At 43.5% G+C, this 22,185-nt stretch carries 24 protein-coding genes; 10 read left to right on the top strand and 14 right to left on the bottom strand.

Annotated elements, in window-relative coordinates; all coding sequences use genetic code 11:
• Positions 1-4: 4 nt before the first annotated feature.
• Positions 5-727 carry an ATP-binding protein gene (locus RMO68_RS05625; RefSeq protein WP_310439742.1) on the bottom strand — a complete coding sequence of 241 codons (723 nt, stop codon included), beginning with the start codon at positions 725-727 and terminating at the stop codon, positions 5-7.
• A gap of 90 nt (positions 728-817) precedes the next feature.
• Complete coding sequence (locus RMO68_RS05620; RefSeq protein WP_310439741.1) at positions 818-1,345, bottom strand: YaeQ family protein; 528 nt, start codon at positions 1,343-1,345, stop codon at positions 818-820.
• Between the two features lie 81 nt (positions 1,346-1,426).
• Between RMO68_RS05620 and mnmH the strand changes: the two genes are divergently transcribed.
• Genes mnmH through RMO68_RS05595 form a run of 5 tightly spaced genes read left to right on the top strand, consistent with a single transcriptional unit; the run spans position 1,427 to position 5,410 of the window.
• Complete coding sequence (gene mnmH, locus RMO68_RS05615) at positions 1,427-2,437, top strand: tRNA 2-selenouridine(34) synthase MnmH (RefSeq protein ID WP_310439740.1); 1,011 nt, start codon at positions 1,427-1,429, stop codon at positions 2,435-2,437.
• Positions 2,421-3,455 carry a selenide, water dikinase SelD gene (gene selD / locus RMO68_RS05610; RefSeq protein ID WP_310439739.1) on the top strand — a complete coding sequence of 345 codons (1,035 nt, stop codon included), beginning with the start codon at positions 2,421-2,423 and terminating at the stop codon, positions 3,453-3,455. The genes mnmH and selD overlap by 17 nt, the downstream gene beginning before the upstream one ends.
• Before the next feature lie 4 nt (positions 3,456-3,459).
• Entirely contained in the window at positions 3,460-4,548 is a 1,089-nt protein-coding gene (locus tag RMO68_RS05605) for a transglutaminase-like domain-containing protein (protein WP_310439738.1), read from the top strand.
• Positions 4,548-5,156: a sulfurtransferase TusA family protein gene (locus RMO68_RS05600; RefSeq protein ID WP_310439737.1), complete on the top strand. Its 609-nt coding sequence runs from the start codon at positions 4,548-4,550 to the stop codon at positions 5,154-5,156. The genes RMO68_RS05605 and RMO68_RS05600 overlap by 1 nt, the downstream gene beginning before the upstream one ends.
• A complete protein-coding gene (locus tag RMO68_RS05595) occupies positions 5,144-5,410 on the top strand; it encodes a heavy metal-associated domain-containing protein (RefSeq protein ID WP_310439736.1) in 267 nt (88 codons plus the stop codon). Before RMO68_RS05600 ends, RMO68_RS05595 begins: the two co-directional genes overlap by 13 nt.
• Positions 5,411-5,469: 59 nt before the next feature.
• On the opposite strand, the gene RMO68_RS05590 is transcribed toward RMO68_RS05595, so the two are convergent.
• The 11 genes from RMO68_RS05590 to RMO68_RS05540 all read right to left on the bottom strand — a co-directional run bounded on the left by RMO68_RS05590 (position 5,470) and on the right by RMO68_RS05540 (position 16,541).
• Complete coding sequence (locus RMO68_RS05590; RefSeq protein WP_310439735.1) at positions 5,470-6,093, bottom strand: hypothetical protein; 624 nt, start codon at positions 6,091-6,093, stop codon at positions 5,470-5,472.
• Positions 6,094-6,142: 49 nt separating this feature from the next.
• Entirely contained in the window at positions 6,143-6,388 is a 246-nt protein-coding gene (locus tag RMO68_RS05585; RefSeq protein WP_013460683.1) for a type II toxin-antitoxin system RelE family toxin, read from the bottom strand.
• Positions 6,378-6,566: a hypothetical protein gene (locus RMO68_RS05580; protein ID WP_310439734.1), complete on the bottom strand. Its 189-nt coding sequence runs from the start codon at positions 6,564-6,566 to the stop codon at positions 6,378-6,380. The genes RMO68_RS05585 and RMO68_RS05580 overlap by 11 nt, the downstream gene beginning before the upstream one ends.
• A gap of 118 nt (positions 6,567-6,684) precedes the next feature.
• On the bottom strand, positions 6,685-8,643 hold the full coding sequence (gene acs / locus RMO68_RS05575; RefSeq protein ID WP_310439733.1) for an acetate--CoA ligase: 1,959 nt from the start codon (positions 8,641-8,643) through the stop codon (positions 6,685-6,687).
• Positions 8,644-8,655: 12 nt separating this feature from the next.
• Positions 8,656-9,270: a 3'-5' exonuclease gene (locus tag RMO68_RS05570; protein ID WP_310439732.1), complete on the bottom strand. Its 615-nt coding sequence runs from the start codon at positions 9,268-9,270 to the stop codon at positions 8,656-8,658.
• A complete protein-coding gene (locus RMO68_RS05565; RefSeq protein ID WP_310439730.1) occupies positions 9,270-11,093 on the bottom strand; it encodes a putative nucleotidyltransferase substrate binding domain-containing protein in 1,824 nt (607 codons plus the stop codon). Before RMO68_RS05565 ends, RMO68_RS05570 begins: the two co-directional genes overlap by 1 nt.
• A gap of 108 nt (positions 11,094-11,201) precedes the next feature.
• Positions 11,202-12,866 carry a cation acetate symporter gene (locus RMO68_RS05560; RefSeq protein WP_310439729.1) on the bottom strand — a complete coding sequence of 555 codons (1,665 nt, stop codon included), beginning with the start codon at positions 12,864-12,866 and terminating at the stop codon, positions 11,202-11,204.
• Complete coding sequence (locus tag RMO68_RS05555) at positions 12,866-13,180, bottom strand: DUF485 domain-containing protein (RefSeq protein WP_310439727.1); 315 nt, start codon at positions 13,178-13,180, stop codon at positions 12,866-12,868. The genes RMO68_RS05560 and RMO68_RS05555 overlap by 1 nt, the downstream gene beginning before the upstream one ends.
• Positions 13,181-13,192: 12 nt before the next feature.
• Complete coding sequence (locus RMO68_RS05550) at positions 13,193-14,554, bottom strand: OprD family outer membrane porin (RefSeq protein WP_310439726.1); 1,362 nt, start codon at positions 14,552-14,554, stop codon at positions 13,193-13,195.
• Between the two features lie 132 nt (positions 14,555-14,686).
• Positions 14,687-15,352 carry a response regulator transcription factor gene (locus RMO68_RS05545; protein WP_310439724.1) on the bottom strand — a complete coding sequence of 222 codons (666 nt, stop codon included), beginning with the start codon at positions 15,350-15,352 and terminating at the stop codon, positions 14,687-14,689.
• Positions 15,333-16,541: a HAMP domain-containing sensor histidine kinase gene (locus RMO68_RS05540; RefSeq protein ID WP_310439723.1), complete on the bottom strand. Its 1,209-nt coding sequence runs from the start codon at positions 16,539-16,541 to the stop codon at positions 15,333-15,335. The genes RMO68_RS05545 and RMO68_RS05540 overlap by 20 nt, the downstream gene beginning before the upstream one ends.
• Before the next feature lie 105 nt (positions 16,542-16,646).
• Here RMO68_RS05540 and RMO68_RS05535 point away from each other — a divergent pair, with 105 nt between their 5' ends.
• The 3 genes from RMO68_RS05535 to RMO68_RS05525 all read left to right on the top strand — a co-directional run bounded on the left by RMO68_RS05535 (position 16,647) and on the right by RMO68_RS05525 (position 19,184).
• Positions 16,647-17,153: a peptidylprolyl isomerase gene (locus RMO68_RS05535; protein WP_294896178.1), complete on the top strand. Its 507-nt coding sequence runs from the start codon at positions 16,647-16,649 to the stop codon at positions 17,151-17,153.
• Between the two features lie 3 nt (positions 17,154-17,156).
• Entirely contained in the window at positions 17,157-18,239 is a 1,083-nt protein-coding gene (locus RMO68_RS05530; RefSeq protein ID WP_310439721.1) for an epoxyqueuosine reductase QueH, read from the top strand.
• Positions 18,240-18,422: 183 nt separating this feature from the next.
• Positions 18,423-19,184 (top strand): hypothetical protein, encoded by a 762-nt coding sequence (locus RMO68_RS05525; RefSeq protein WP_310439719.1) that lies wholly within the window; start codon positions 18,423-18,425, stop codon positions 19,182-19,184.
• Positions 19,185-19,336: 152 nt separating this feature from the next.
• Here the strand turns inward: RMO68_RS05525 and RMO68_RS05520 are convergent, their stop codons facing one another.
• Positions 19,337-19,915 carry a class I SAM-dependent methyltransferase gene (locus tag RMO68_RS05520; RefSeq protein ID WP_310439718.1) on the bottom strand — a complete coding sequence of 193 codons (579 nt, stop codon included), beginning with the start codon at positions 19,913-19,915 and terminating at the stop codon, positions 19,337-19,339.
• Between the two features lie 140 nt (positions 19,916-20,055).
• Between RMO68_RS05520 and RMO68_RS05515 the strand changes: the two genes are divergently transcribed.
• Complete coding sequence (locus RMO68_RS05515) at positions 20,056-21,654, top strand: cation:proton antiporter (protein ID WP_310439717.1); 1,599 nt, start codon at positions 20,056-20,058, stop codon at positions 21,652-21,654.
• Between the two features lie 87 nt (positions 21,655-21,741).
• On the top strand, positions 21,742-22,185 hold the full coding sequence (fabZ, locus tag RMO68_RS05510; protein ID WP_310439716.1) for a 3-hydroxyacyl-ACP dehydratase FabZ: 444 nt from the start codon (positions 21,742-21,744) through the stop codon (positions 22,183-22,185).

The raw sequence follows: 22,185 nt of genomic DNA, 5'->3' as shown, positions 1-22,185 counted from the left end.
CAGTTTACTCGTCAATAAATACGATATCGCTTTGAATGTTGTTAAAAAGAAGGGATCGATTATCAACGCGATGTTGATACAAAAAGGTATTCGGTTCCATCGATCGCAGAACCGTGGTGTTGTAATAATACGCGTTTGTACAACGACCGACAAAAAGAAATGAAAACAGCAGTTTGATACGCGGGTTTTCAAACATTTCATGCGGCTGTGCTAAAAAGGTGAGTCCGAATTTTTTGAGATTGACGAGATCGAAAATATAAAACATAAAATCTTCAAATCGGGTATAAAACCCTTCCAAACTTGCGATCTCCTGCATAATGTAGTAGTAGTTATCCAACAACTCACGTTTTTGCATCATCTGGGAAAGTTTACTTTTGATATCCCGTTTGCTCGCAAAAAAGGTAGGGCTAACCGCCATGTAAATATTTTGACGTGTCGCAATCGCAGCATCCAAAGCGGTATTAAATTCATCACTCTCATCAAAACACATATAGTGAAATTCACTGCTGATTTTGAATTTTTCTTCGACTTGATCGGGGGTTGGGTTAGAAAAATCGAGATAAAGAGTCGGTATTCCGCTATCGATTACGAATGCACGGATTTTATTGGCAAGATGTGTTTTCCCTGAACCCGGCTCTGCCAAAATGAGGGTGTTTTCACGCAATACGCGATCTTGAAGTTCGAGAGTAGCGATAGAACTTTTAAATTTTCCGATTTTTCGTTTCATGCGTTTATCCGTAATAGTGAGATAATAGTAGGGATAAGTATAGCTAAATTTAGAGATAAAGGGCGAAGGGGTGTAGCGAATAGTGACGTATTATTGCCACTGCTCTTGCATAATTGTAACATCTCCCCGTTCACTGTGAAAACTGAGCTCTCCATCGCTGATATTGCACTGAAGCCGCATAGAACGCTCACAGAGTTTCTCTATCTCTTCAGCGTGCAAATGGATCACTCGGAGATTTTTAAACCGCTCAAACGTCGCCCCGTATTGTCTCCACCACGCGGTTGCGCTTTTGAAGTTGTACGTATAGACGATGACATTCTCTGCCCGTCCGCACGCTTTACGCAACCGCTTCTCGTCCATCTGTCCCAAATCGATCCACAACACGATATCGCCACTGTAATCTTTCTCCCATAATTCGGGTTCATCATCACCGCCGATCCCTTTAGTGATGATCAGTCGATCAGAGGCGTTAAGAGCAAAGGCTACGAGACGGATCATAAGACGCTGATCGGTCTCCGATGGGTGCTGGGCTAACGTGATCTCATGGGTTTCGTAGTAGTTGCGATCCATATCGGCGATACTGAGTTGTGCTTTGTAGATCGTTGAACCTGCGGCCATAATAACTCCCTTGTAAGTGCCGAATTATGGCATAAAGGGGCTTATAATGGAGCTATTAGCGGATAAATGATAAAATTCGAAATGATACAAACTATACCGATTGAAACCTTTTTAGAATCCATAAATGGCTATGACCTCATCATAGATGCCAGAAGCCCTCATGAATACGATGACTCTCATATTCCCTTAGCGCAAAATTTTTATGCGCTAAGCGACGAAGAACACCACGAAATCGGGACAATATACAAACAAATATCCCCTTTTGAAGCACGGGTGAAGGGGGCGTCATACGTCTGCCTCAACGCCGCCCGCCATATACATACTATCTATCCCACATTTACCCCAAACTCACGCATCGCGATCTATTGCGCGCGCGGAGGTATGCGTTCCTCATCCCTCGGAACGATTTTATCCGACATAGGGTACCGGATCGACCGCGTTATAGGAGGGTATAAATCGTACCGAACCTTTGTAACCGGATATTTGGAAGACCTCCCGGCATTCAATTTTATAACCCTTAGCGGAAATACGGGATGTGGAAAAAGCGACCTCTTAAATGAACTGGATAATGTGATTGATCTTGAAAAAATGGCCAACCATTACGGTTCAGTATTCGGTGATGTCAACGGAGCGCAACCCACCCAAAAAGAGTTTCAAAATCGGCTAATGCACGCCTTTCTTTCTCTCAATCGAACTCAAAGTGCTTTTGTCGAAGCGGAGAGCAAACGGATCGGAAAGATTATGTTCCCCGCGCCCCTTTACAAACAAATGGAAACAGGATTTCGCATAGAAATCACGGCTCCGCTGGAACAGCGAGTTGAGAGGATCATGCGGATGTACGACTCGATGGATGAGCCTTTTTTCATGGAGCGGATGGAACGCATCTCCCCCTACATCAGCCGTGACGATAAAGCCTCCGCTATCGGCGCATTTGAAAACGGTGATCTCCCCCGTGTTTCTGAGATATTGCTCACACAGTATTACGATAAAGTCTACAAAGTGACGATCAAACCCGATATGACTCTCCACAACGATGACCCGCTCAAAACACTCGACATTCTCAGAGGAATTCAAGATGAACAACAGTGCTAAGCTGACAAAATTCGTCCGCGCTTCGGGATGCGCCGCCAAACTCTCCCCCGGCTCGCTCGAAAACGTCACCTGCCATCTGAAATCGTTTCACAGAGATCTCCTCGTCGGATTTGAGGGGAATGAGGATGCTGGGGTTTATCGGATCAACAATGAGCTTGCGATGGTGCAGACGGTTGATTTTATCACCCCCGTGGTGGATGATCCCTTCATCTACGGTCAAATCGCGGCCGCCAATTCTCTAAGCGACGTCTTCGCGATGGGAGGCGATGCGAAAACAGCCCTCAACCTCGTCGGATTTGACGGCAAAAACCACCCTACCGAAGTACTCACCGAGATTCTCCGAGGCGGTCAGAGCAAAGTACTGGAGTGCGGAGCGGTAATCGTCGGGGGGCATACGATCGAAACCCCTGAGATGCTCTATGGCCTCTCATGCACCGGATTCGTCCATCCCGATAAAATCCTCCGTAACAACACAGCCCATGTGGGGGATGTGATCGTCCTTACTAAACCGCTCGGACTGGGGATTCTGATCACCGCCATCAAAGCCGATTTGTTGGATGAGCCAACCGTGCTAAAAGTCGCGGAGACGATGCGCACCCTCAACTATAAGGCCTCCCTTATCGCGCGGGAGTTTGACGCCCACGCATGTACCGACGTAACGGGATTCGGTTTTTTAGGTCATTTGGCGGAGATGAGCGGAGGGACAAAATCGATCGAGGTGGAGAGTTCCGCCGTCCCGTTTTTTGCCGAAGCGTTGCCGATGGCTTCAATGGGAATTATCCCGGCAGGAAGCTATGCCAACAAAGAATATCTGGAATCCAAGGTATACTTTAAACGTGATATTGGAGCCGATCTAGAGATGATCCTTTTTGATGCACAGACATCAGGAGGACTTTTGATCGCCGCGACTCCTGAAAATGCCAAAAAAATTGTAGAACGATGTCTGAACGAGGGGATACCCGCAGCCATTGTCGCACAGGTTATCGCCAAAACCGATACCGATATTATTGTAGGATAACACGATGCACCGACGCGAATTCATTAAAAAAACAGCTATGACAGGGGCGATATGTCTTACCCCCTCTTTTCTCACCGCCTCTTCGACACCGACGCTCAAAGAGGGACTTGCGGTATATGAACTCCGCTGGAAATTTGATCTCTCCCACCATAGCGCCAAAGCGTGTGCACTCTGGATTCCCCTCCCCTCTGATATCAACGGATTTCAGCGCCTAATCGAGCTTGGAAATTCAACCGAGGCAGAGACCCATTTCGAAAGCGACCACAACCGTTACACCGCCCGTACCTTTTATGCCCGTTGGGACAAAAGTGCTGTGAGTAAAACACTCAAACTCTCAATGACATTGGCATTAAGAGATCGCCAATGTGACTTCCGCCCCAAACGGATCTGCCCCGAAATGCTTGAACACGCCCGTGAGTTTCTAGCCCCGAGTCCCCATATCCCCACCGACGGAGCCGTTGCCAAAGTGGCTAAAAAAATTATCGGAGGAGAAAAAAATCCCCTCAAAAAAGCCCGAAAAATCTACGACTGGATTATTGCCAACGGCTACCGCGACGAAAGTGTCCAAGGGTGCGGAGTCGGAAGTCCCAACGCTATGCTCTCTCAACTCGAACAAGATGGTCGTATGGGGGGTAAATGCCTCGATATGTCGGCGCTCTGCGTCGCACTTATGAGGGCATCACATATCCCCGCACGCGAAGTGATGGGGATTCGTGTCGGAGCCTCACGTCTCTCTCCTGCGTTCGGAGCGGGCGAAGAGATCACCAAAGCGCAGCACTGCAAAGTGGAATTTTTTATCCCGAATATGGGGTGGATACCGTGTGATCCCGCCGATATCACTAAACTGGTACTGAAAGAGGGAATCGATAAAAACTCCCCGCGCGCGATGGAACTCGCCAACAAGTTCTTCGGCTTTTGGGAAAACAACTGGATGGCACTCAACCACGCCCGCGATTTTGATCTCTACCCCGCCAATACCCAAGGCTCGCTCGACTCATTCGGCTACCCGTATGCCGAAGTGGACGGAGAATACCTCGACCCCTTTGATCCGAAAAGCTTTTCTTATACGATCCGCTCCGCAAAAGAGGCTTAATGATTCTCGACTGCCGTGATATGGATTGCCCGCGTCCCGTACTGGAGACGAAAAAAGCACTCGATACTCTCCCTGATGATGCGACCCTCACCGTAGAGGTCAACACCCTCAGCGGTCGGGAAAACTGCAAGCGGTTCGCCCTCTCACAGCACTGCACCTATAGTGAAGAGACTCTAAGCGATGGAGCGACACGCCTCGTCATCATAAAAGGGAAAGGATACGTTGAGAACGACGAAGAGAACCCCGTCGATGTGATGATGCAGCAAGAGAGACGCAGTGCGGTACTCGTGCTCTTCGGTGCACTCATCACGGCACTTCTATCCGCCTCATGTTGCATCGTTCCGACCCTTTTTATGGTGTTCGGCATCTCCTTCGCTGGGGTTATCAATGTCCCTGAACTCAACAGTTATCGGTGGCTATTTACCGCCTTTGCCGTTTTGATGCTGAGCATCGGATTTTACCAAATGGTGATCAAAAAACAGATCGAATGCAACTGCGTCCCGAGCCTCACCTCCAAAATCCTCCTGATCCTTTTTTGGGGATTGTTTCTCTTTAGCCTTGCCGCCCTCTTCTATCCCTATTATGAGGTATTAATATGGGGAGAATAGCCCTCAGCTTGCTTCTCTTAGCCTCTCTCGCGTACGCCAAAGAGTGGAAGCTCCATATCAACGGAATGCACTGCATCGCGTGTACACTGGCGGTCAAAAAAGCGTTGATGAATGTCTCAGGAGTTCAAGAGGCGAAAGTGAATTTCAAAAATGAGAGTGCGATAGTCATAGCGGATGAGAAAGTTACACTTCGGATGATGCAGGATGCTGTGGGGCAGACAGGGTATACAGCGATGCCAATAGTGCAGAAATAACATTTGCGTAATTCAATGCAAATTAATGATCTAAAGAAGATAGTATATAAATTGAATACTTATGCTTTGTCTGTTTCAATTTTTTTCATTAATGCAGCATGTTCCTCAGCTCTACGTTGTCTTAATTTTTCAGTTTTATCTTTTTCATCATTCATTATTTTAATTGGATCAAATCCACGACTCTCATATTTTGGGAGTTTGGCTAAATTACGTAATTTTTGGGCTAATTCAAATGCTTTAAGTCCTAACAATGCATATTGATATTGACGTTCTTCAAATCCTTCATCATAATCCGGTGGAAATGCCGAAAATTCAAATTCATTACTAATCAGGCGATTTGCTATTTCGATTTCATTTGGAAAATTTAAAATATCATACATCAAATTTGATGGAAGTGCTTTCCATTCAACTTTGAGTGACTGCGGTTCAAATATTGGCAATGATACTTGAGGATGTAGACATCCATCACTTTCACGTTGACCTTGATAGTAACCATCATCAGAGATAACATCAATACATCCATCTATAAATTTTTCAAGTAAACACACCATGTGTATTGAGAGAAATTCTACTTCTTTTTGATTTTTTTCACGTTGGAACCACCATTCTTTTAAAACAGTAAGTCCAACTGTTAAACCTGCTCCTAAAACTACCCCAAATAACCCAATAGAAGCCTTATCCATTCATTTCTCCATATGCTGCGTAAAAGTACTTATCGGCAACTTCAAGGTTTTATTCATAACTCTCTTGTCTGTGCAATACACGACCGATAAAAATCGTATCCTCAACCACATCAAACAAAACTCGATAATCTCCTACTCTCATACGATATGCAGGTTCGAAATTAGTCAATTTTTTAATATTGGAAACATCGGGGAAATTTTTGAGAGAGATGATTTTTTCGTGGAGTTTACTTTTAAAAGGTTCGTTGATTTTTTGGAGGTCTTTGATCGCACTTTTACGAATCTCAATGCGCATCTTTTAAATAGTCCTCAAAAGGGATACTCTCTTCCTCGCGTGTTTTCGACAATGCTTTTAAATCTTCAATATCTTCTTTGGAAACGACTTCCACACCATCTTTTTTAAAATGATCTAACAGCCATAAAAACTTGTCAAATATTTGCGGATTTTGAAAATTAATTGTTAATGATTGCATTCTATCACTCCTGCTATCGATGAAGTATTATAACACGTTGGAGGAAAATAGTTAAATGTGATTTTAAGGGATGGATCCCCGATCAGGTCGGGGATGACGGAAGAGGAGAGGGTAAAACTTACCCTTTGACTTTTGCTTCGATAGTCGCAACGATACTTGGATCTTCGAGAGTCGAAATATCCTGAGTGATCGCTTCACCTTTCGCGATAGAGCGCAAAATACGGCGCATGATTTTACCGGAGCGAGTTTTCGGAAGGCCGGGAACGAAAACGATATCATCACAAATCGCGATGTTACCGATCTCTTTCATAATCACTTTGTTGATCTCTTTAACCATCTCCATCTCTTCACCGACGGTATCATCGCCTTTGAGTACGATGTAGGCGAAGATCCCCTCACCTTTGATGTCGTGCGGTTTACCGACAACGGCTACTTCGGCGACGTTCGGATGTTTTTTACATGCCGCTTCCACTTCTGCAGTTCCCATACGGTGACCCGAAACGTTGATAACGTCATCGGTACGACCCGTGATCGTGATATAGCCGTCTTCGTCGTAGATTGCGCCGTCACCCGTGAAGTATACCGGCTGTCCGTCTTTTTTGACATCACCGAAATACGATTTCACGAAACGTTCAGGATCACCCCAGATACCGCGAATCATTGACGGCCAAGGACGGGTTACACACATATAACCCGCTTCACCTGCTTCGACTTTGATACCGCTCTGAGGATCAAGGATTTCGGCGATGATACCCGGAAGCGGGAAGGTTGCGCATGCAGGTTTGATCGGCGTTGCACCCGGCAATGGAGAGACGATATGTCCTCCCGTCTCGGTTTGCCAGTAAGTATCAACGATCGCACACTTGCTTCCGCCGACCGCTTCATAGTACCATTTCCATGCCGGAGGGTCGATCGGTTCACCGACGGTTCCGAGGACTTTGAGAGAGCTAAGATCGTATTTAGCCGGTTCATCTTCACCCATTTTGTGCAATACTCGGATTGCGGTCGGAGCGGTGTAGAATTGGTTGATTTTGTACTCTTCGACCATTTTCCACGGACGTCCTGCATCCGGATACGTAGGTACACCCTCAAACATAACCGTAGTCGCACCCATTGCCAATGGGCCATAAACGATATAGGTGTGTCCGGTAATCCAGCCCACATCTGCCGTACACCAATAAGTGTCGTTTTCTTTGACGTCGAATACCCATTCCATCGTCATTTGCGCCCAAAGGATATATCCCGCAGAATTATGTTGAACCCCTTTTGGTTTTCCGGTAGAGCCGGAGGTGTAGAGGAGGAAAAGAGGGTCTTCCGCATCCATCTCTTCCGCTTCACAAATACTTGATTGGCTTTTGATGAGTTCATTATACGAATAGTCACGTCCCGCTACCCATGTGATATCTTCGTTGTTACGCTCAACCACGAGGACTTTTTCAACCGGAGAATTCGCATCAATAGCTTGATCCACGACCGGTTTAAGCATATACGGTTTGTCTTTACGGAATGCTCCATCAGCCGTGATGACGACTTTCGCTTCCGCATCTTCGATACGATCTTTCAACGCTTCGGAAGAGAACCCGCCGAATACGATGGAGTGAATCGCACCGATACGAGCACATGCGAGCATTGCATACGCCGCTTCAGGGATCATCGGCATATAGATAACGACACGATCCCCTTTTTTGACATGGAATTCGTTTTTAAGCAAGTTTGCAAATTTATTGACGTTGTAATAAAGCTCAAGATAGGTAATGATTTGTTTATCACCGCGATCCCCTTCAAAGATGATTGCCGCTTTATTTTTGCGTGAGCTGAGATGACGATCAATACATTGATGAGCAACGTTGAGTTTCCCGTTCACGAACCATTTGTAAAACGGTGCATTGCTCTCATCCAAAACTTTAGTGTAAGGAGAAAACCAGTCGATTTTTTCATCTGCGAAATGTCCCCAGAATCCTTCATAATCTTCTTGAGCCCATGTTTGTAGGTCATGGTATTCACACATATTTTTAATTCGGGCATTTTTAGCAAACTCGCGGTTCGGCTGAAAAGTTGGTTTTACGATATCACTCATTGTAAAGGCTCCTTAGTGTAGTTTAAGTGTATTTTTTAATTTAATGTAGACCATAGCGGTCATGATTGCGTCATTCAACGCATTGTGCTGTCCCATCCTCGGGATATTTAAATCTCGGAGGATTGTATCAAAGCGTAAATCAATGTTTCCTTGAGGAATCAGCTCTATTTTTTTATCAAAATAGAGACCTGAAACTTCAATCTGTTTATTGGGAAGAGTTATCCCTAACCATGGCTTGATGAGACGATTCATCATTGCCATATCAAACTCCAAATAATACCCAACCAATGGGCGGTTTCCTATAAAATCAAGAAACTTTTTCGCCCCTTCTAACGGTACAAGGGCATTTTCCAAATCACACGGCCTAATATGGTGAATTTTAATGCTTTCAACACTGATTTCGTTAGAAGGCTTTAAAAAAATCTCGAAGCTCTCCGAGGTTAAAATCCGATCCCCTTTGACCTTCACCGCACCGATGCTAAGTACCGCATCTTTTTTGGTATTCAACCCTGTTGTTTCGGTATCAAATACAACCACTTCATCCCCGACGTAAGGGTCAAACATCCATGCGTAATTTTCATCGTTTAATCCTCTTCTGTTCCATGAACGTTGGAGTGACGCGAACATTACACCACCATTCCCAAATGAAAATGATAGGTCAGGAACTTTTTAAAGGTATTGACGATTTTGAACGCATCTTTGAGTAAATCCCGCTCTGCCTTGCTCAACAATTTCGGATTGACGTAATTTTGCTCATCATTTCCCTGCTTTTGTGCGAGGATAAAACGGAGCCGAATACTCAGTAGCGTATCATACGCTTCAATCAGTTCACTCGCGAATCGTTTATCGAATAATCCGATATTATTGAGTTCTTTGATCCGTTCCGTCGTATTGGTGTGGGTAATTTTATGCTCCAAAGAGAGGATACGGATACCGTGTACCATCGCAAATATCCCCCCCTTTTTAATATCAAATTCGCTTCCGTGTTCGGCACGCCCCAAAACAAATCCCGAAAATAGACTCAAAGGGGTTTCAAATGCCAAAGCGGCTTTTGCCAAATGCGCCAGCATATCGCTTCGCCCTTCAAATTGGCTAAAGAGCGAATCACGACACACATTTAAAAGTTTCTCATCCCCCGCGACACACTGAGCGTCCAGAAAAATCGATAATCCCATCAACGACTCTTCGTTAAGGGTGTCAATCCACTCCTCTATCAGCTTTTGATAACCCGATACGCTTCTGCGCCAGTAAGGGTTTGAAACCATCACGTTGCCGTTGCATTTTGGAAATCCTAATTGCAAAAGATGAGCGTTTAATTCCATCATATAGGACTCGAATTGCGCTTCATCTTCACCGTCTCGAATAATGAGAGCATTATCTTGATCGGTGCGGAGAATTTGCTCTCCGCGCCCTTCGCTCCCCATAATAATTAAGGCGCATTTCTCTTGAAGCGACACGGGTACGACCATCTCGAATACTTTACGATACACTTTAGCATTGAGTTCGCTGACGAGTTTGGAAACGTACCGAACCCGTACCCCTTTGGAAGTCAGAGAGCGAACCAAATGGCTAAGGGAACGCCCGGCATTTTGAAGTTCATCAATACTCACCGCTCGATCGATCGATGCGGCGATCAGATGGGTATGATTAGCAAAATGGCTTAATAAATCAAGCTGTTCCAAAATTCCGACTATCGTTTCACCCTCAGTCACCACCAGTCGTTTTACTCCATGCTTTGTAAACAGCAGCAATGCGTTAAAGAGAAAATCGCTTCGCTCGATACTAATCAAACCGTATGTCGTAATCTCACCGATGGGATCATTACGACTTTTATCACTCAACAAGAGTTTTTCCCGTAAGTTCGTATCGGTTACGATCCCCATTTTCGCGTGATCTTTTACCAAAATAACATTGGCATGCTGATCTGCCATTTTTTGTAATGCTTCACGAATCGGAGTATTGACGTCAACGATGCAAGGGGCATGGAGATAAATTTCATCAACACGGGAAACCATAAACGGAGTCAGCTCGTTTTGATGCTGCCGTTCTTTAAGGTTTTGGTGTTTAGTAATGAAATCTTGCATGAAATAGTTTTGAAACGGTTCGACATCTTGAAGGAGGTTGAGGAAAGATTCTTTGGGAAGTTCGTAGCAGATGAGATCTTCGGCGACACTAAAGGTGCTTTGGGTATTTCCGTATATAAGGGAGTTCGCGTCAAAGCTGTCGCGCTCCCCATACACATTTTGGAGTTCACCCTCGATGGTTTCGTTGACAATACCTTTGATAATGATGTAAAGCGATTCCGCCCGTACCCTCGGAGCGATCAATACCGTCTCTTTGGGGTAATAAGCAATATCCATCTGGGTCATCAATTTTTCAATCATCCTCTCGCCCAATAGGTCAAAAGGATGGATCGATATCAATAGTGCTTTTTGGTCAAACAGACTCAAAGCTAACTCCTAATTAATTCATAGAAAGAAATCTGCCTCGACAGAGGCAAGCTTCAATGCCTTAGCGGCAAGCGTAGTCCAAGGGATTTTATTCCTTGGACGTTCCAATTAATGTTCTACCGCACCTTCTGCACCGATACCCGTTTGACTTCGGATGTATTGTGCTTCATATGCCTCTTTCTCTTTTTCAGAGTTTTCACTTCTGTCGGTAATCGAGAAGAACCAGATTCCGATAAACGCTGCACTCACAGAGAAAAGAGCCGGATATTTGTAAGGGAAAATTGCTTCCGCATTTTTCAATACGTCCACCCACACGGTCGGCCCAAGTACCACAAGAACTGCCGCCGTCAATAGACCCAACGATCCACCGAGCAACGCACCGCGAGTAGTGAGTTTTGACCAATACATAGAGAGGAACAAAATCGGGAAGTTTGCAGATGCTGCGATAGCAAACGCCAATCCGACCATGAACGCAATATTTTGATCTTCAAACGCAATACCGAGATAAATTGCTACGATACCCAAAATAACCGTTGAAATTTTAGAAACTTTCATCTCCATCATTCCATCCGCTTTACCTTTACGGATAACACTCGCATACAAGTCATGTGAAATCGCTGATGCACCGGCCAACGTAAGACCGGAAACAACCGCAAGGATGGTTGCAAACGCAACGGCTGAGATAAACCCGAGGAAGAAGTCTCCACCCACCGCATGGCTCAAGTGAATTGCCGCCATGTTATCACCGCCGAGGATCGGAGCACCGCCGTCAACCGCTTGTTTAGCTAAATCAAGATATTGCGGGTTTTGGAATACCATAACGATCGCACCGAAACCGATGATAAACGTCAAGATATAGAAATACCCGATAAAACCTGTCGCATAGAAAACCGATTTACGTGCCTCTTTTGCATCGCTAACGGTGAAAAAGCGCATAAGGATATGCGGAAGACCTGCAGTACCGAACATCAACGCTATTCCGAGTGAAATCGCTGAAATCGGATCACTGACCAAACCGCCCGGAGCCATGATTGAGGTTGTCTCTTTCATTTGTACCGCAGTCGCAAACAATGATTCAAAGTTAAAGTCATAATGCGCCATAACCGCAATCGCCATAAACGTTGCACCTGAGAGGAGCAAGAACGCTTTGATGATTTGAACCCACGTTGTCGCCAACATTCCACCGAATGTTACGTAGAGAATCATCAATACACCGACAAGGATAACCGCGATCTCATAATCCAAACCGAAAAGAAGTTGGATAAGTTTTCCCGCTCCAACCATTTGAGCGATCAAATACAATACAACCGTTAAAATCGAACCAAACGCCGCCAAAGTACGGATAGGGGTTTGACGCAAACGGTACGACGCAACGTCCGCAAAGGTATATTTACCGAGATTACGGAGCTGTTCAGCCACCATAAACAAGATAATCGGCCAACCGACCAAGAATCCGATTGAGTAGATGAGTCCATCATACCCTTTCGCATAAACGAGGGCAGAAATCCCCAAAAATGATGCCGCTGACATATAGTCACCCGCAATCGCCATACCGTTTTGGAATCCTGTGATCCCTCCGCCGGCAGTATAGAAATCTTTTGCCGTTTTGGTACGTTTTGCCGCCCAATACGTAATCCCGAGAGTTGCCCCGACAAAGATCAAGAACATGATAATCGCAGACATGTTCAATGCTTGTTTTTCCACTTCTCCACTCAGTGCGTCACCTGCGAACGCAGCAAAGCTAGTAAGAAGTACTAATAATAACGTTTTCATTATTCTCCCTTTGCTTTAGCTTTGATTTTAGCGGTGAGTTCATCAAACTCTGTATTCGCACGACGGACATAAATCCCCGTCAAAATAAACGCACTAATAATAACGCCGACTCCCACCGGAATCCCGACCGTGGTCACTGAACCCGCAGAGAGCGGAGTCCCTAAAATAGAGGGATCAAATGCGATCACCAATACAAATCCGAAGTAAATGACCAACATGATAATTGTTAAAGTCCAAGCGAATTTGCTTCGTACCTTTACAAGGTGTAAAAAATCAGGATCGTTCTTAATACGATCAACCATCTCTTGTTTCATAGTTAAACCTCCTTAAAAGTTATAGTTTGCGATAACGCGGTATTCATCCCAGCTAACATCACCCGCAGTTGTCTCTTGAAAATCACGTGCGTAGTTTGCACGAAGACGTAACTGTAGATTTTTAACGGCTTGCGGGTTGTAAATAATGTCAAAACCGGATTCACTTGACTCATCCGATGCAGCAGCATTTGAATATCCATTCAATGGATCCATATCGTACTCAACATAGTATACACCGGTATTGAGATTAACGCCGTAATCTTTCCAATCATACGAAGCCGCAGCTTTCCATGTATCGGTTCCCGCCATAAACTGATGACGCGTTACCATCCCTTGCGTATATGCCGGCATACCGCCCCAAGGAGAAATCGTCCCTCCGTTGATAGCGGCATCTGAATTTTTAGTGTTGTGTGAAGCTGCAACCGAAAGATCGAAATTCGCAACTTTGACCCCTACTTTGGCACCGATAAAATCACTGTCAATATTCGCCAGTTTATTTGTTGAGTTTGCAACACCGTTAGAACCGATATCCCGCTCATTAATCCATTGTACCCCAACGTACGGTGCTACACCGCTCGCATACGACCAACCATAATTTGCCTCGGCATAGAGTGCATTGAGAATATCTTGTGCATAATAATCCCAAAGCTGTAATTTTAATCCAGGAATACCTGAATAGATAGCGGCTGCAACACTCACGCCTCCGGTATTCTCACCGATAGCATACGTTCCCATATCAACAAATTCACCGACATGAGTTTTTGAATCTACGAGAGAATATCCAGATGTGACACTCAAAACACCGCCATTATAAACACGGCCAAACGTCCCTTGAGCGAATTTCGTCACATGTGCCGCGATCAAAGTAGTATCTTTAATGTCCGTATTACTCAGTACATACGCTTCAAAAAGGTTCGGAAGCATACGAGCATCATCACTTCCCGCCATCGGAGTATCAAGCTTTTGACGACCCCCTTTAAACGTAGTGTTCCCGTTTTTATATTGAAGATACGCTTCACCCAAATACGTGAGAGATTCATTATCTTTACCCAACAGTGTCGGATCCACTTCCGGATTATCAGCAGTACCCACTTTTTTACTTTTTAGGAATAACCCGTTTGAGGTATAAAAAGCTGCACCGAGATTCAACCCGTTCCATGCACCCGTTTCATATTTCAAATACCCGCCGATAGCTGTCGCGTTACGATGGACTGACGTGGCATCCGAATATCCCGAATAATCACGATCGATATAGAAAGCACGGATTTGTCCGCTTGCTTTCCCCTCTTTAAACATTCCGGCCAAATCATCGGCCGCCGAAGCACTCAGAACCATTACTGAGGCTAAAAGCGAAAGACGTACTGTATGTCTCATTCTCACTCCTTGAAGTTTTTCGTCAGTGTTATTATGAAAACGAAACGTAGCATGAACGTAGCAATCGTTAAATTAGAAAAATTTATCGTCAAAAAGAGGTAACGGTAAGAAATAGTGTGTAAAAAAGTAACTCTAGTGAGAACGGGGGATATCGATCATGTAACCTAATGCGCGGATGTTTTGGATGAAATCTTCTTTGAGCGATTTTTTTAAACGGCTTACTTCAGCCCGTATCGTGGCATTATCCACGTATTCTTCGTCCCACACGTAGTTACGAAACTGGTCAAAATCAACTACGCGCCCTCGATTGCGTGCGAGAAGATCAATAATCTGTAATTGACGTTTCGAAAGTGGCTGTGTTACGTTATCACACATCAATGTTGAAGTTGAAGCATCGTATCCGTAGCTCTTGGAAAGACGCAAATGATTTTGCGGAGTGGCACAATTTTGCATCACTTTATCAATCCGTAACGATAGCTCTTTAAGATGAAACGGCTTTTTCAAATAATCGTAGCATCCCAAATCATATGCCCGTGATATCCCCTCGATATCAACCAGAGCACTGATATAAATGGCAGGAGGACGGATTTTAAGTTCATGCAGTTGTTCAAGTAGTTCAAGCCCGTCAATTCCGGGAACATTTATATCCAGTATCAGTAAATCAAACGTCTCTTTTTGAAGAGCTTCGAGTGCATCAGCGCCGTCATAGCAGGAGACGACACGATGTCCCGATGAAAGCAAATATTCATTAATGGCTTCACTGAGCATCTGTTCATCTTCAAGAAGAAATATTTTCAACGCCGCCCTTTTTAAAATAATATTCAAAACGGGTCAATTCACTGTCTGAGCGAATCGTAATCTCGACACCGTCTTCATCGCAAATCGATTTTACCAAACTTAACCCTAATCCAAATCCATCGGTTTTTTTACGTTCTCTATAGTAGGCTTCAAAAATCTTTTGCGGGTCATGAATTTTTTGAGAGCGGCTCTCGATCCAAAATCGGCACCCTTGTGTATCAGACACTACACCGACCCGAATCTCTTCCCCATTTTTCGTGTATTTGATCGCGTTGGTGATATTATTATCGATGACCCGCTGGAGCTTGGTTTCATTAAACTGTATCCATGATGGAAATTCCAACGCTATATAGTTGAAAGTAAGATTTGAGAAATGGGCAACCTCATCGAAAAACTCAAGCCGCTTTTCAACATATTCCCCCAAATCGATCGCTTTTTTAGGGTATTCAATCTGATCTTTTTTTACCAGATAGCTCAAATCATCGTAAATACTAAAAATATTTTTGACCGCCGCCTCAATCTTTGCCAAATACCGATTACGCCCCTCATTCATAGTAAACAACTCGATATTCGCCATAATAACCGATAAAGGGGTATGGGTTTCATGGATCGCATAGCGGATAAACTGTTTGTGCGATTCGAGCAATCCTTGCGAAAACTCACGCTCTTCTTCAAGGGCATTGTTTTTGATTTGCAATGCCTGTGTTTTAAATCGCACTCTCTCTTCCAACCCGGCATTGAGAGTTTGCAAGGACTCTTTTTGCTCTTGAATCGTCTGCGCCATTTCGTTGGCATATCCCGACATACGTTTGAATTCATTGAAATAAAGTTCATCGGATTGAATCAGCTCCGTTTTTTCATGAGCCGATTCAAAAAAAGTCATAAATCGTTCCATATCACGGGCAATCATACTGTTCAGTATTTTAGAGATCCCGATGATAAATCCGAATAAGATCAGGGCTAGTGTCGCGATTTCGACAATAATTTTGATCAGCCGCCCTTTAAGCGCATGGGGGTCACCTCGGATACCTACTAACGTATCGCCTGCCGCCATCGCAAATTGACGATATTCGTCATAGATAAGTAAAGAAGAGAAAATAACGGTAAAAAAGAGGATAAATACAATGGTGTAGAAATTGAGATCCCGTAAGGAGATGTTGTTCAACCGACGCTGTAACCAAGATTCCACTGCTCACCATTACCCAAATTAATTTCGTTCATTATAACGGATTCCCTTTTGATAGTTAAGATTGTTCCACTATAATTTCAAAAAATTCCTCCAAGGATCAAATACATGTTCGGACGAAAAGAACTCAAAACTTATACCGTTACTCCCGAGGAGATGGCAAGCTACCAATGGGCTAAAATGACCACGGCTAAAGGGGTTATGTGGATCAAACTCTATAACGACGAAACGCCTAACACCGTTGCTAACTTCGCGGCACTCGTGAATGACGGCTATTACAACGGTCTTAACTTCCACCGCGTAATCCCGGGCTTTATGGCTCAGGGCGGTTGTCCTCACGGCACAGGAACCGGTGGACCGGGTTGGGCGATTCCGTGTGAAACAGCTCTTAACAAACACAAACACGTCAAAGGCTCTCTCTCTATGGCGCATGCGGGACCGAACACCGGCGGAAGCCAGTTTTTCATCTGTTTCGTCAGCACCCCTCATCTTGACGGTGTACACACGGTCTTCGGCGGTATCGAAGCGGATGATAAAGAATCTATGGCAGTTCTTGATAGCATCCAAATGCGTGATACCATTGAGTCGGTTGAAATTCTCGCAGAGAAAAACTAAACCGTGCTCGTCCACATCTGCTGTAGCGTCGATTCTCACTTTTTTATCGAGAAGCTGCAGCAGGAATTCCCCGATGAAAAACTCGTCGGGTTCTTCTATGATCCCAATATCCACCCTTACAGCGAATACCGACTCCGACTTCTCGATGTTGAGCGAAGCTGTCAAAAGCTGGGTATTGAGCTGATAGAAGGTGAATACGATTATGAGAACTGGATGGACGCCGTCCGCGGTTTGGAAAAAGAGCCCGAAAAAGGGGCGCGTTGTGAGGTGTGCTTTGATCGTCGTTTCGAAGTAAGCGCGCACAAAGCGATCGAATTGGGTGAGCAGACAATGACCACCACCCTCCTCGTCAGTCCGAAAAAATCCCAAGAACAACTCATTCGTAGCGGTGAAACATTTGAAGCCTCTCACGGCGTCAAATTCATCCCGTTTGATTACCGTAAAAATAACGGAACCGCCGATCAGGGACGTGTTAGCCGTGAACAACAACTCTACCGTCAGGACTATTGCGGCTGTCTCTATGGTCTAAGTATGCAACGAGATCAACAGCATCGACTAATGGATGAGATGTTCTCTCCCCTAAATCGCCAAATCCTCCCCGCCTCAATCGAAGAGCGTTTGGAACTCTATACCCGTCGCAATGAGTTGGAAGATACAGGGACCCCGTACCGCATACTCAAAGAGCGATTTTTAAACTATCGCCTCCTCCGTGCATCGGTAAAAGTCGGTACAGAGTTCATCCCTGCTTATCCCCTCTTCTACTCCACCATCAACCGCACCTCTACTGAGGGGAAAATCGACTTTGAGATTGAGGGGCAGTTTTTTCTTAACCGCGAAGAGGTACGGTTTATTGCCCTCGATACGTTTAATACCCTCACCTCATCATCGTATAAAAATACCCGTGAATTGATGTTTAACGCACCATCTGTTGAAAGCGAGACGGCTTTGCGCACACAACTTACGAATAGCCCTTTCAACACTTCGGCGATCATTGTCGTAGATGAGATACCGACGGCTAAAATCACCCTCCTTTTAGAGACAAAAACATATCAGGATACTAAAGAGCAACTTATTACACTACACTAAAATATTCGTCATTTCCAACACTTTCCTCATTTTCTATTCGATATAAGCCTTACAAACAAAATAAAAACTTTTTAACAATATTCAATCTGTGAATTAAATATCTTATTCCTATCTTAGTTTAGAAAAAATGTAAGTAAGAATTATTTATAATGTTCAATTATTAAATAAAAAGGTTTTTTATATATGAAAAAAAATAATTTATGGAAATACATACAAATTGGTACTGATCTTAGATTTCTACAAGATACAGATGAAAATCATGCAGTTTTTGGTGAAGCAGGAATAGTAGGCAATATTGAGCGAATTTTAAAAGAAATGGATGATCTAGGGCTTAGTGTAACTATAACATCTTCTTATAAATTAAAAGAATTTCAAAAAAAATTACTTTCAGAAAAAGTTAAAACAGGAAGACAACTCTCTTCTGAAGAATGTAAAGAGCTAAGAGATATCCTAAGCTATATTCGCCACACAATGACTGCTGAAGCACAAGGAAAATTTGCATTTGTTACTACCGACAAGAGATATGATGTTATAAAATTATTAGATGATATGGCAGGAGTTTTTGCACCTAATATTTATGAAAGTTTGCCAGAAATGGCCAAATTTGACTTTTCTGAGTCAGGTAAGTGTATCGTCTTTGAAAGGCCAACAGCAGCTGCCTTTCATATACTTAGAGGAACAGAAGTAGTAGTTAGAATATACTATAAAAAGTTTTTACGCAGAAAATCTGAAGGAAAAACATGGGGTCAATTACTTGGAGAATTAAAAAATAAGAATACTGGGAAAAAACCTAATATCATTACATTAAATCATTTAGTTAATATAAAAGATTCATTTAGAAATCCAACTCAACATCCAGATAAAACCTATGATATACAAGAAGTACAAGATTTATTAAGTGTATGCTTAGACGTTGTAAATAGAATGATAAGTGAAATGAAATAATAATTTAATGCTTTCCCACTCTCATAAAATTAGAATACATATTATCACCGCAATCTTTTGATTTCAATATCTCTTCATAACCAATAGGGATTAAATATTTAATTTTGACTTTTCTTCATCACATTCCCCAAATAAAAATATTGCTAATGATATTATATTTTTTTATAAAACGCTACCGTGCAGTCTCTCTCATAATAGTGTCGTTTAAAAACAAGACGTGCATTGAGCTTTTTCCCTAACTTCTCGATTTGTGCAACGCTTAAATAATTAAAGATGCGAGAATACTCTTCCCCTTCTAAAAAGTTAAAAATAAACCCACGTGATGAAGCATGGAAACACCGTTCAATAAAACGAAACGATTCTTTTTTATCAAGAATATTTAATGCCCCGCTACACACATAAAACTCCCCCTCTAATAACGGGTCGGTTAGAATATCACATTGATAAATCCCCTGAGAGGTTCTATTGCGCGCCTCGGTCACCATCAGTTCCAAAGCATCCAACCCACTATAGCGGATTGATCTACGCCCGTGTTGTTGGAGATAGTGGTACAGATCACCAAATCCGCATCCCGCATCAACTATCGAAGCAGTATTAGAGGGCAATAAAGAGAGGATTTGATGAAAGCGCACCTTTTGTGACGTTTTAGAGTGCCATCTAAGCCCCTGCGGAGTGTACCCGTGTTTGGCTATGGCTTGATGGTAAAATTTTGTATTCGTTATGTGAGACATTGTTCTGCTGATTCTTTATAAAGAGATTGTTTCCTATATTGTACAATTCTGCTACCTTAAACAGATAAGAAATCCAATTAAGATCGAAATCGTCTACTTTTTAATCACCTTATGGAAAAGATAATCTACTATAATTTTATATGGAAAATCTATTACTCTCAATCTTTTTGACCGTTGCCGTAGCGACCGTTCTCAACATCATCCTAAAACGTTTCGGGATATCGCATATCATCGGCTATATCGCGACGGGTACGATCATCAGTACCCTTTTCGGTTTCAACGGATCTGCAAACGATTCTCTAAATCTCATCGGAGAGTTCGGAATCGTCTTTTTGATGTTTACCATCGGATTAGAGCTGAGTTTAGAAAAAATCAAAAAGATGAAGGATATCCTCCTTACCAACGGTCTGTTACAAGTCGTATTCAGCGTTGTAGTGATCTTTTTGCTCTCCTACACTCTTTTTCACCTCGATTTTAATACATCCCTGATCATCTCATTGGCATTTTCCCTCTCTTCCACCGCTATCGTCCTCACCTATCTCAAAGAGTCGAAAGACATCCATACCCCCTACGGGCAAAAATCGATGGGGATTTTAATCTTTCAAGATCTCGCCGTCATCCCTATTTTGCTCCTTATTACCTTTTTATCCAACGATACCCTCTCACTCGGCGAAGTCATAGGGAAGACCCTACTCTCCGCCCTCTTTGTCGTTGTATTTATGTTTACCATCGGGGAAAAAATCGTTAATGCCCTGTTGCAATTTTCAGCCAAAACTGAACTCGAAGAGCTCTTTTTAGGCTCGGTTTTTTCCATCCTTATCGGTGCGTCACTTCTTGCTCACAGTATGGGGTTTACCTACTCTTTGGGGGCGTTTATCGCGGGGATGATTATCGCCGATACCCGTTACAACGTCAAAGTCGAATCCGATATCGCCACCTATAAAGACCTCCTATTGGGTGCCTTTTTCTTCGGGGTGGGGACAAAAATCGACATCCTCTACTTTGCTGAAAATATCCACATTATCACGTTTGTTTTTATATTTGCGATGCTTTTCAAAGCGGTCGTTATTTATGCCATCATAAGACGCAACTCCGATAAAAATACTTCCGCGAAAACAGCACTTTCTCTGGCACAGATCGGGGAATTCTCCTTTGCTGTTTTTGCTTTGGCAGGCTCTCAAAAACTGATCAGCGAAGAGACGGCAAGCTTCTTGATTTTAGTGAGTGTTATTTCGATGATCCTCACCCCCTTTATCATCGGAAATATCTATAAACTCTCCTCCTATTTTGAAAAAGAGTTTTACGAGTCCGACGTCATCACCCCTATCGAGCGCCAAGATCATATTATCGTCGCCGGCTTTGCGATGTTGGGAAAAATTGTTGCCGCCAACCTCCAAAGCAAAGGGGCAAACTTCATCATTATCTCCGATAATCTCAAGCACGTTTTACATGCTCGGAAATTGGGATATATGGCCTATTTCGGGCACTTAAACAAACTCCCCGTTTTAGAATCGTTGCGAGTTAAAGAGGCCAAAGCAATCGTCATCACTATGAGCAGTGAACAAAACCGACGCCTCATCAGCGAAGCTATCTTAAACTACGATAAAGAGTCCAATATCATTGTCAAAATAGACAGTGCCGAAGAGCGAAAAAGTATGCGGGATTTACCGGAGTTAGAATTTGTCGATGCCAGTTTTGAAGTGGCGGATTTATTAGTAAAACATGCCCTAAAAAATTAGTATCTAACGAAAGAGTAACTTATTATCATTGATTAACAATTTTTGCGGTAAAATTGGGGGATTTTTTTACCCAAGGTGTCCCTTAATATGATAGATGTTGTTCAAATTCAAAAAATTTTACCCCACAGATTCCCCTTTTTACTGGTCGACCGTGTTACTTCTCTCACACCGAACGAGTCTCTGATCGGTTACAAAAATGTTACGATCGGCGAACAGATTTTCGAAGGACATTTTCCGGGTCATCCGATCTATCCGGGTGTTATGATTTTAGAAGGTATGGCACAAGCCGGAGGAATCCTCGCTTTCCAAAGTATGGATATGACCGAAGAAGAGGCAGCAAATAAAGTGGTTTATTTTATGAGTATCGACGGTGCAAAATTTCGTGCTCCCGTACGTCCGGGAGATCGACTTGAATATCGTATGAATGTGGTAAAGCACAAAGGATCGATTTGGGTATTAGAGGGGAAAGCGTATGTTGACGACGCGCTTGTCTCTGAAGCTGAACTCAAAGCTATGATCGTGGATAAGTAG

Source organism: Sulfuricurvum sp., from assembly GCF_031427015.1.
GTDB lineage: Bacteria > Campylobacterota > Campylobacteria > Campylobacterales > Sulfurimonadaceae > Sulfuricurvum.
This window is presented reverse-complemented; position numbering and strand designations above follow the sequence as displayed.

What these genes read in the sequence shown, in the direction of transcription:
- RMO68_RS05585 (WP_013460683.1), bottom strand. Translation starts at nt 6,388, where the DNA reads ATGCGCATTGAGATTCGTAAAAGTGCGATCAAAGACCTCCAAAAAATC.
- RMO68_RS05580 (WP_310439734.1), bottom strand. Translation starts at nt 6,566, where the DNA reads ATGCAATCATTAACAATTAATTTTCAAAATCCGCAAATATTTGACAAG.
- mnmH (WP_310439740.1), top strand. Translation starts at nt 1,427, where the DNA reads ATGATACAAACTATACCGATTGAAACCTTTTTAGAATCCATAAATGGC.
- RMO68_RS05525 (WP_310439719.1), top strand. Translation starts at nt 18,423, where the DNA reads ATGAAAAAAAATAATTTATGGAAATACATACAAATTGGTACTGATCTT.
- RMO68_RS05595 (WP_310439736.1), top strand. Translation starts at nt 5,144, where the DNA reads ATGGGGAGAATAGCCCTCAGCTTGCTTCTCTTAGCCTCTCTCGCGTAC.
- RMO68_RS05625 (WP_310439742.1), bottom strand. Translation starts at nt 727, where the DNA reads ATGAAACGAAAAATCGGAAAATTTAAAAGTTCTATCGCTACTCTCGAA.
- RMO68_RS05605 (WP_310439738.1), top strand. Translation starts at nt 3,460, where the DNA reads ATGCACCGACGCGAATTCATTAAAAAAACAGCTATGACAGGGGCGATA.
- acs (WP_310439733.1), bottom strand. Translation starts at nt 8,643, where the DNA reads ATGAGTGATATCGTAAAACCAACTTTTCAGCCGAACCGCGAGTTTGCT.
- RMO68_RS05570 (WP_310439732.1), bottom strand. Translation starts at nt 9,270, where the DNA reads ATGTTCGCGTCACTCCAACGTTCATGGAACAGAAGAGGATTAAACGAT.
- RMO68_RS05590 (WP_310439735.1), bottom strand. Translation starts at nt 6,093, where the DNA reads ATGGATAAGGCTTCTATTGGGTTATTTGGGGTAGTTTTAGGAGCAGGT.
- RMO68_RS05535 (WP_294896178.1), top strand. Translation starts at nt 16,647, where the DNA reads ATGTTCGGACGAAAAGAACTCAAAACTTATACCGTTACTCCCGAGGAG.
- RMO68_RS05515 (WP_310439717.1), top strand. Translation starts at nt 20,056, where the DNA reads ATGGAAAATCTATTACTCTCAATCTTTTTGACCGTTGCCGTAGCGACC.
- RMO68_RS05600 (WP_310439737.1), top strand. Translation starts at nt 4,548, where the DNA reads ATGATTCTCGACTGCCGTGATATGGATTGCCCGCGTCCCGTACTGGAG.
- RMO68_RS05560 (WP_310439729.1), bottom strand. Translation starts at nt 12,866, where the DNA reads ATGAAAACGTTATTATTAGTACTTCTTACTAGCTTTGCTGCGTTCGCA.
- RMO68_RS05555 (WP_310439727.1), bottom strand. Translation starts at nt 13,180, where the DNA reads ATGAAACAAGAGATGGTTGATCGTATTAAGAACGATCCTGATTTTTTA.
- fabZ (WP_310439716.1), top strand. Translation starts at nt 21,742, where the DNA reads ATGATAGATGTTGTTCAAATTCAAAAAATTTTACCCCACAGATTCCCC.
- RMO68_RS05520 (WP_310439718.1), bottom strand. Translation starts at nt 19,915, where the DNA reads ATGTCTCACATAACGAATACAAAATTTTACCATCAAGCCATAGCCAAA.
- RMO68_RS05550 (WP_310439726.1), bottom strand. Translation starts at nt 14,554, where the DNA reads ATGAGACATACAGTACGTCTTTCGCTTTTAGCCTCAGTAATGGTTCTG.
- RMO68_RS05620 (WP_310439741.1), bottom strand. Translation starts at nt 1,345, where the DNA reads ATGGCCGCAGGTTCAACGATCTACAAAGCACAACTCAGTATCGCCGAT.
- selD (WP_310439739.1), top strand. Translation starts at nt 2,421, where the DNA reads ATGAACAACAGTGCTAAGCTGACAAAATTCGTCCGCGCTTCGGGATGC.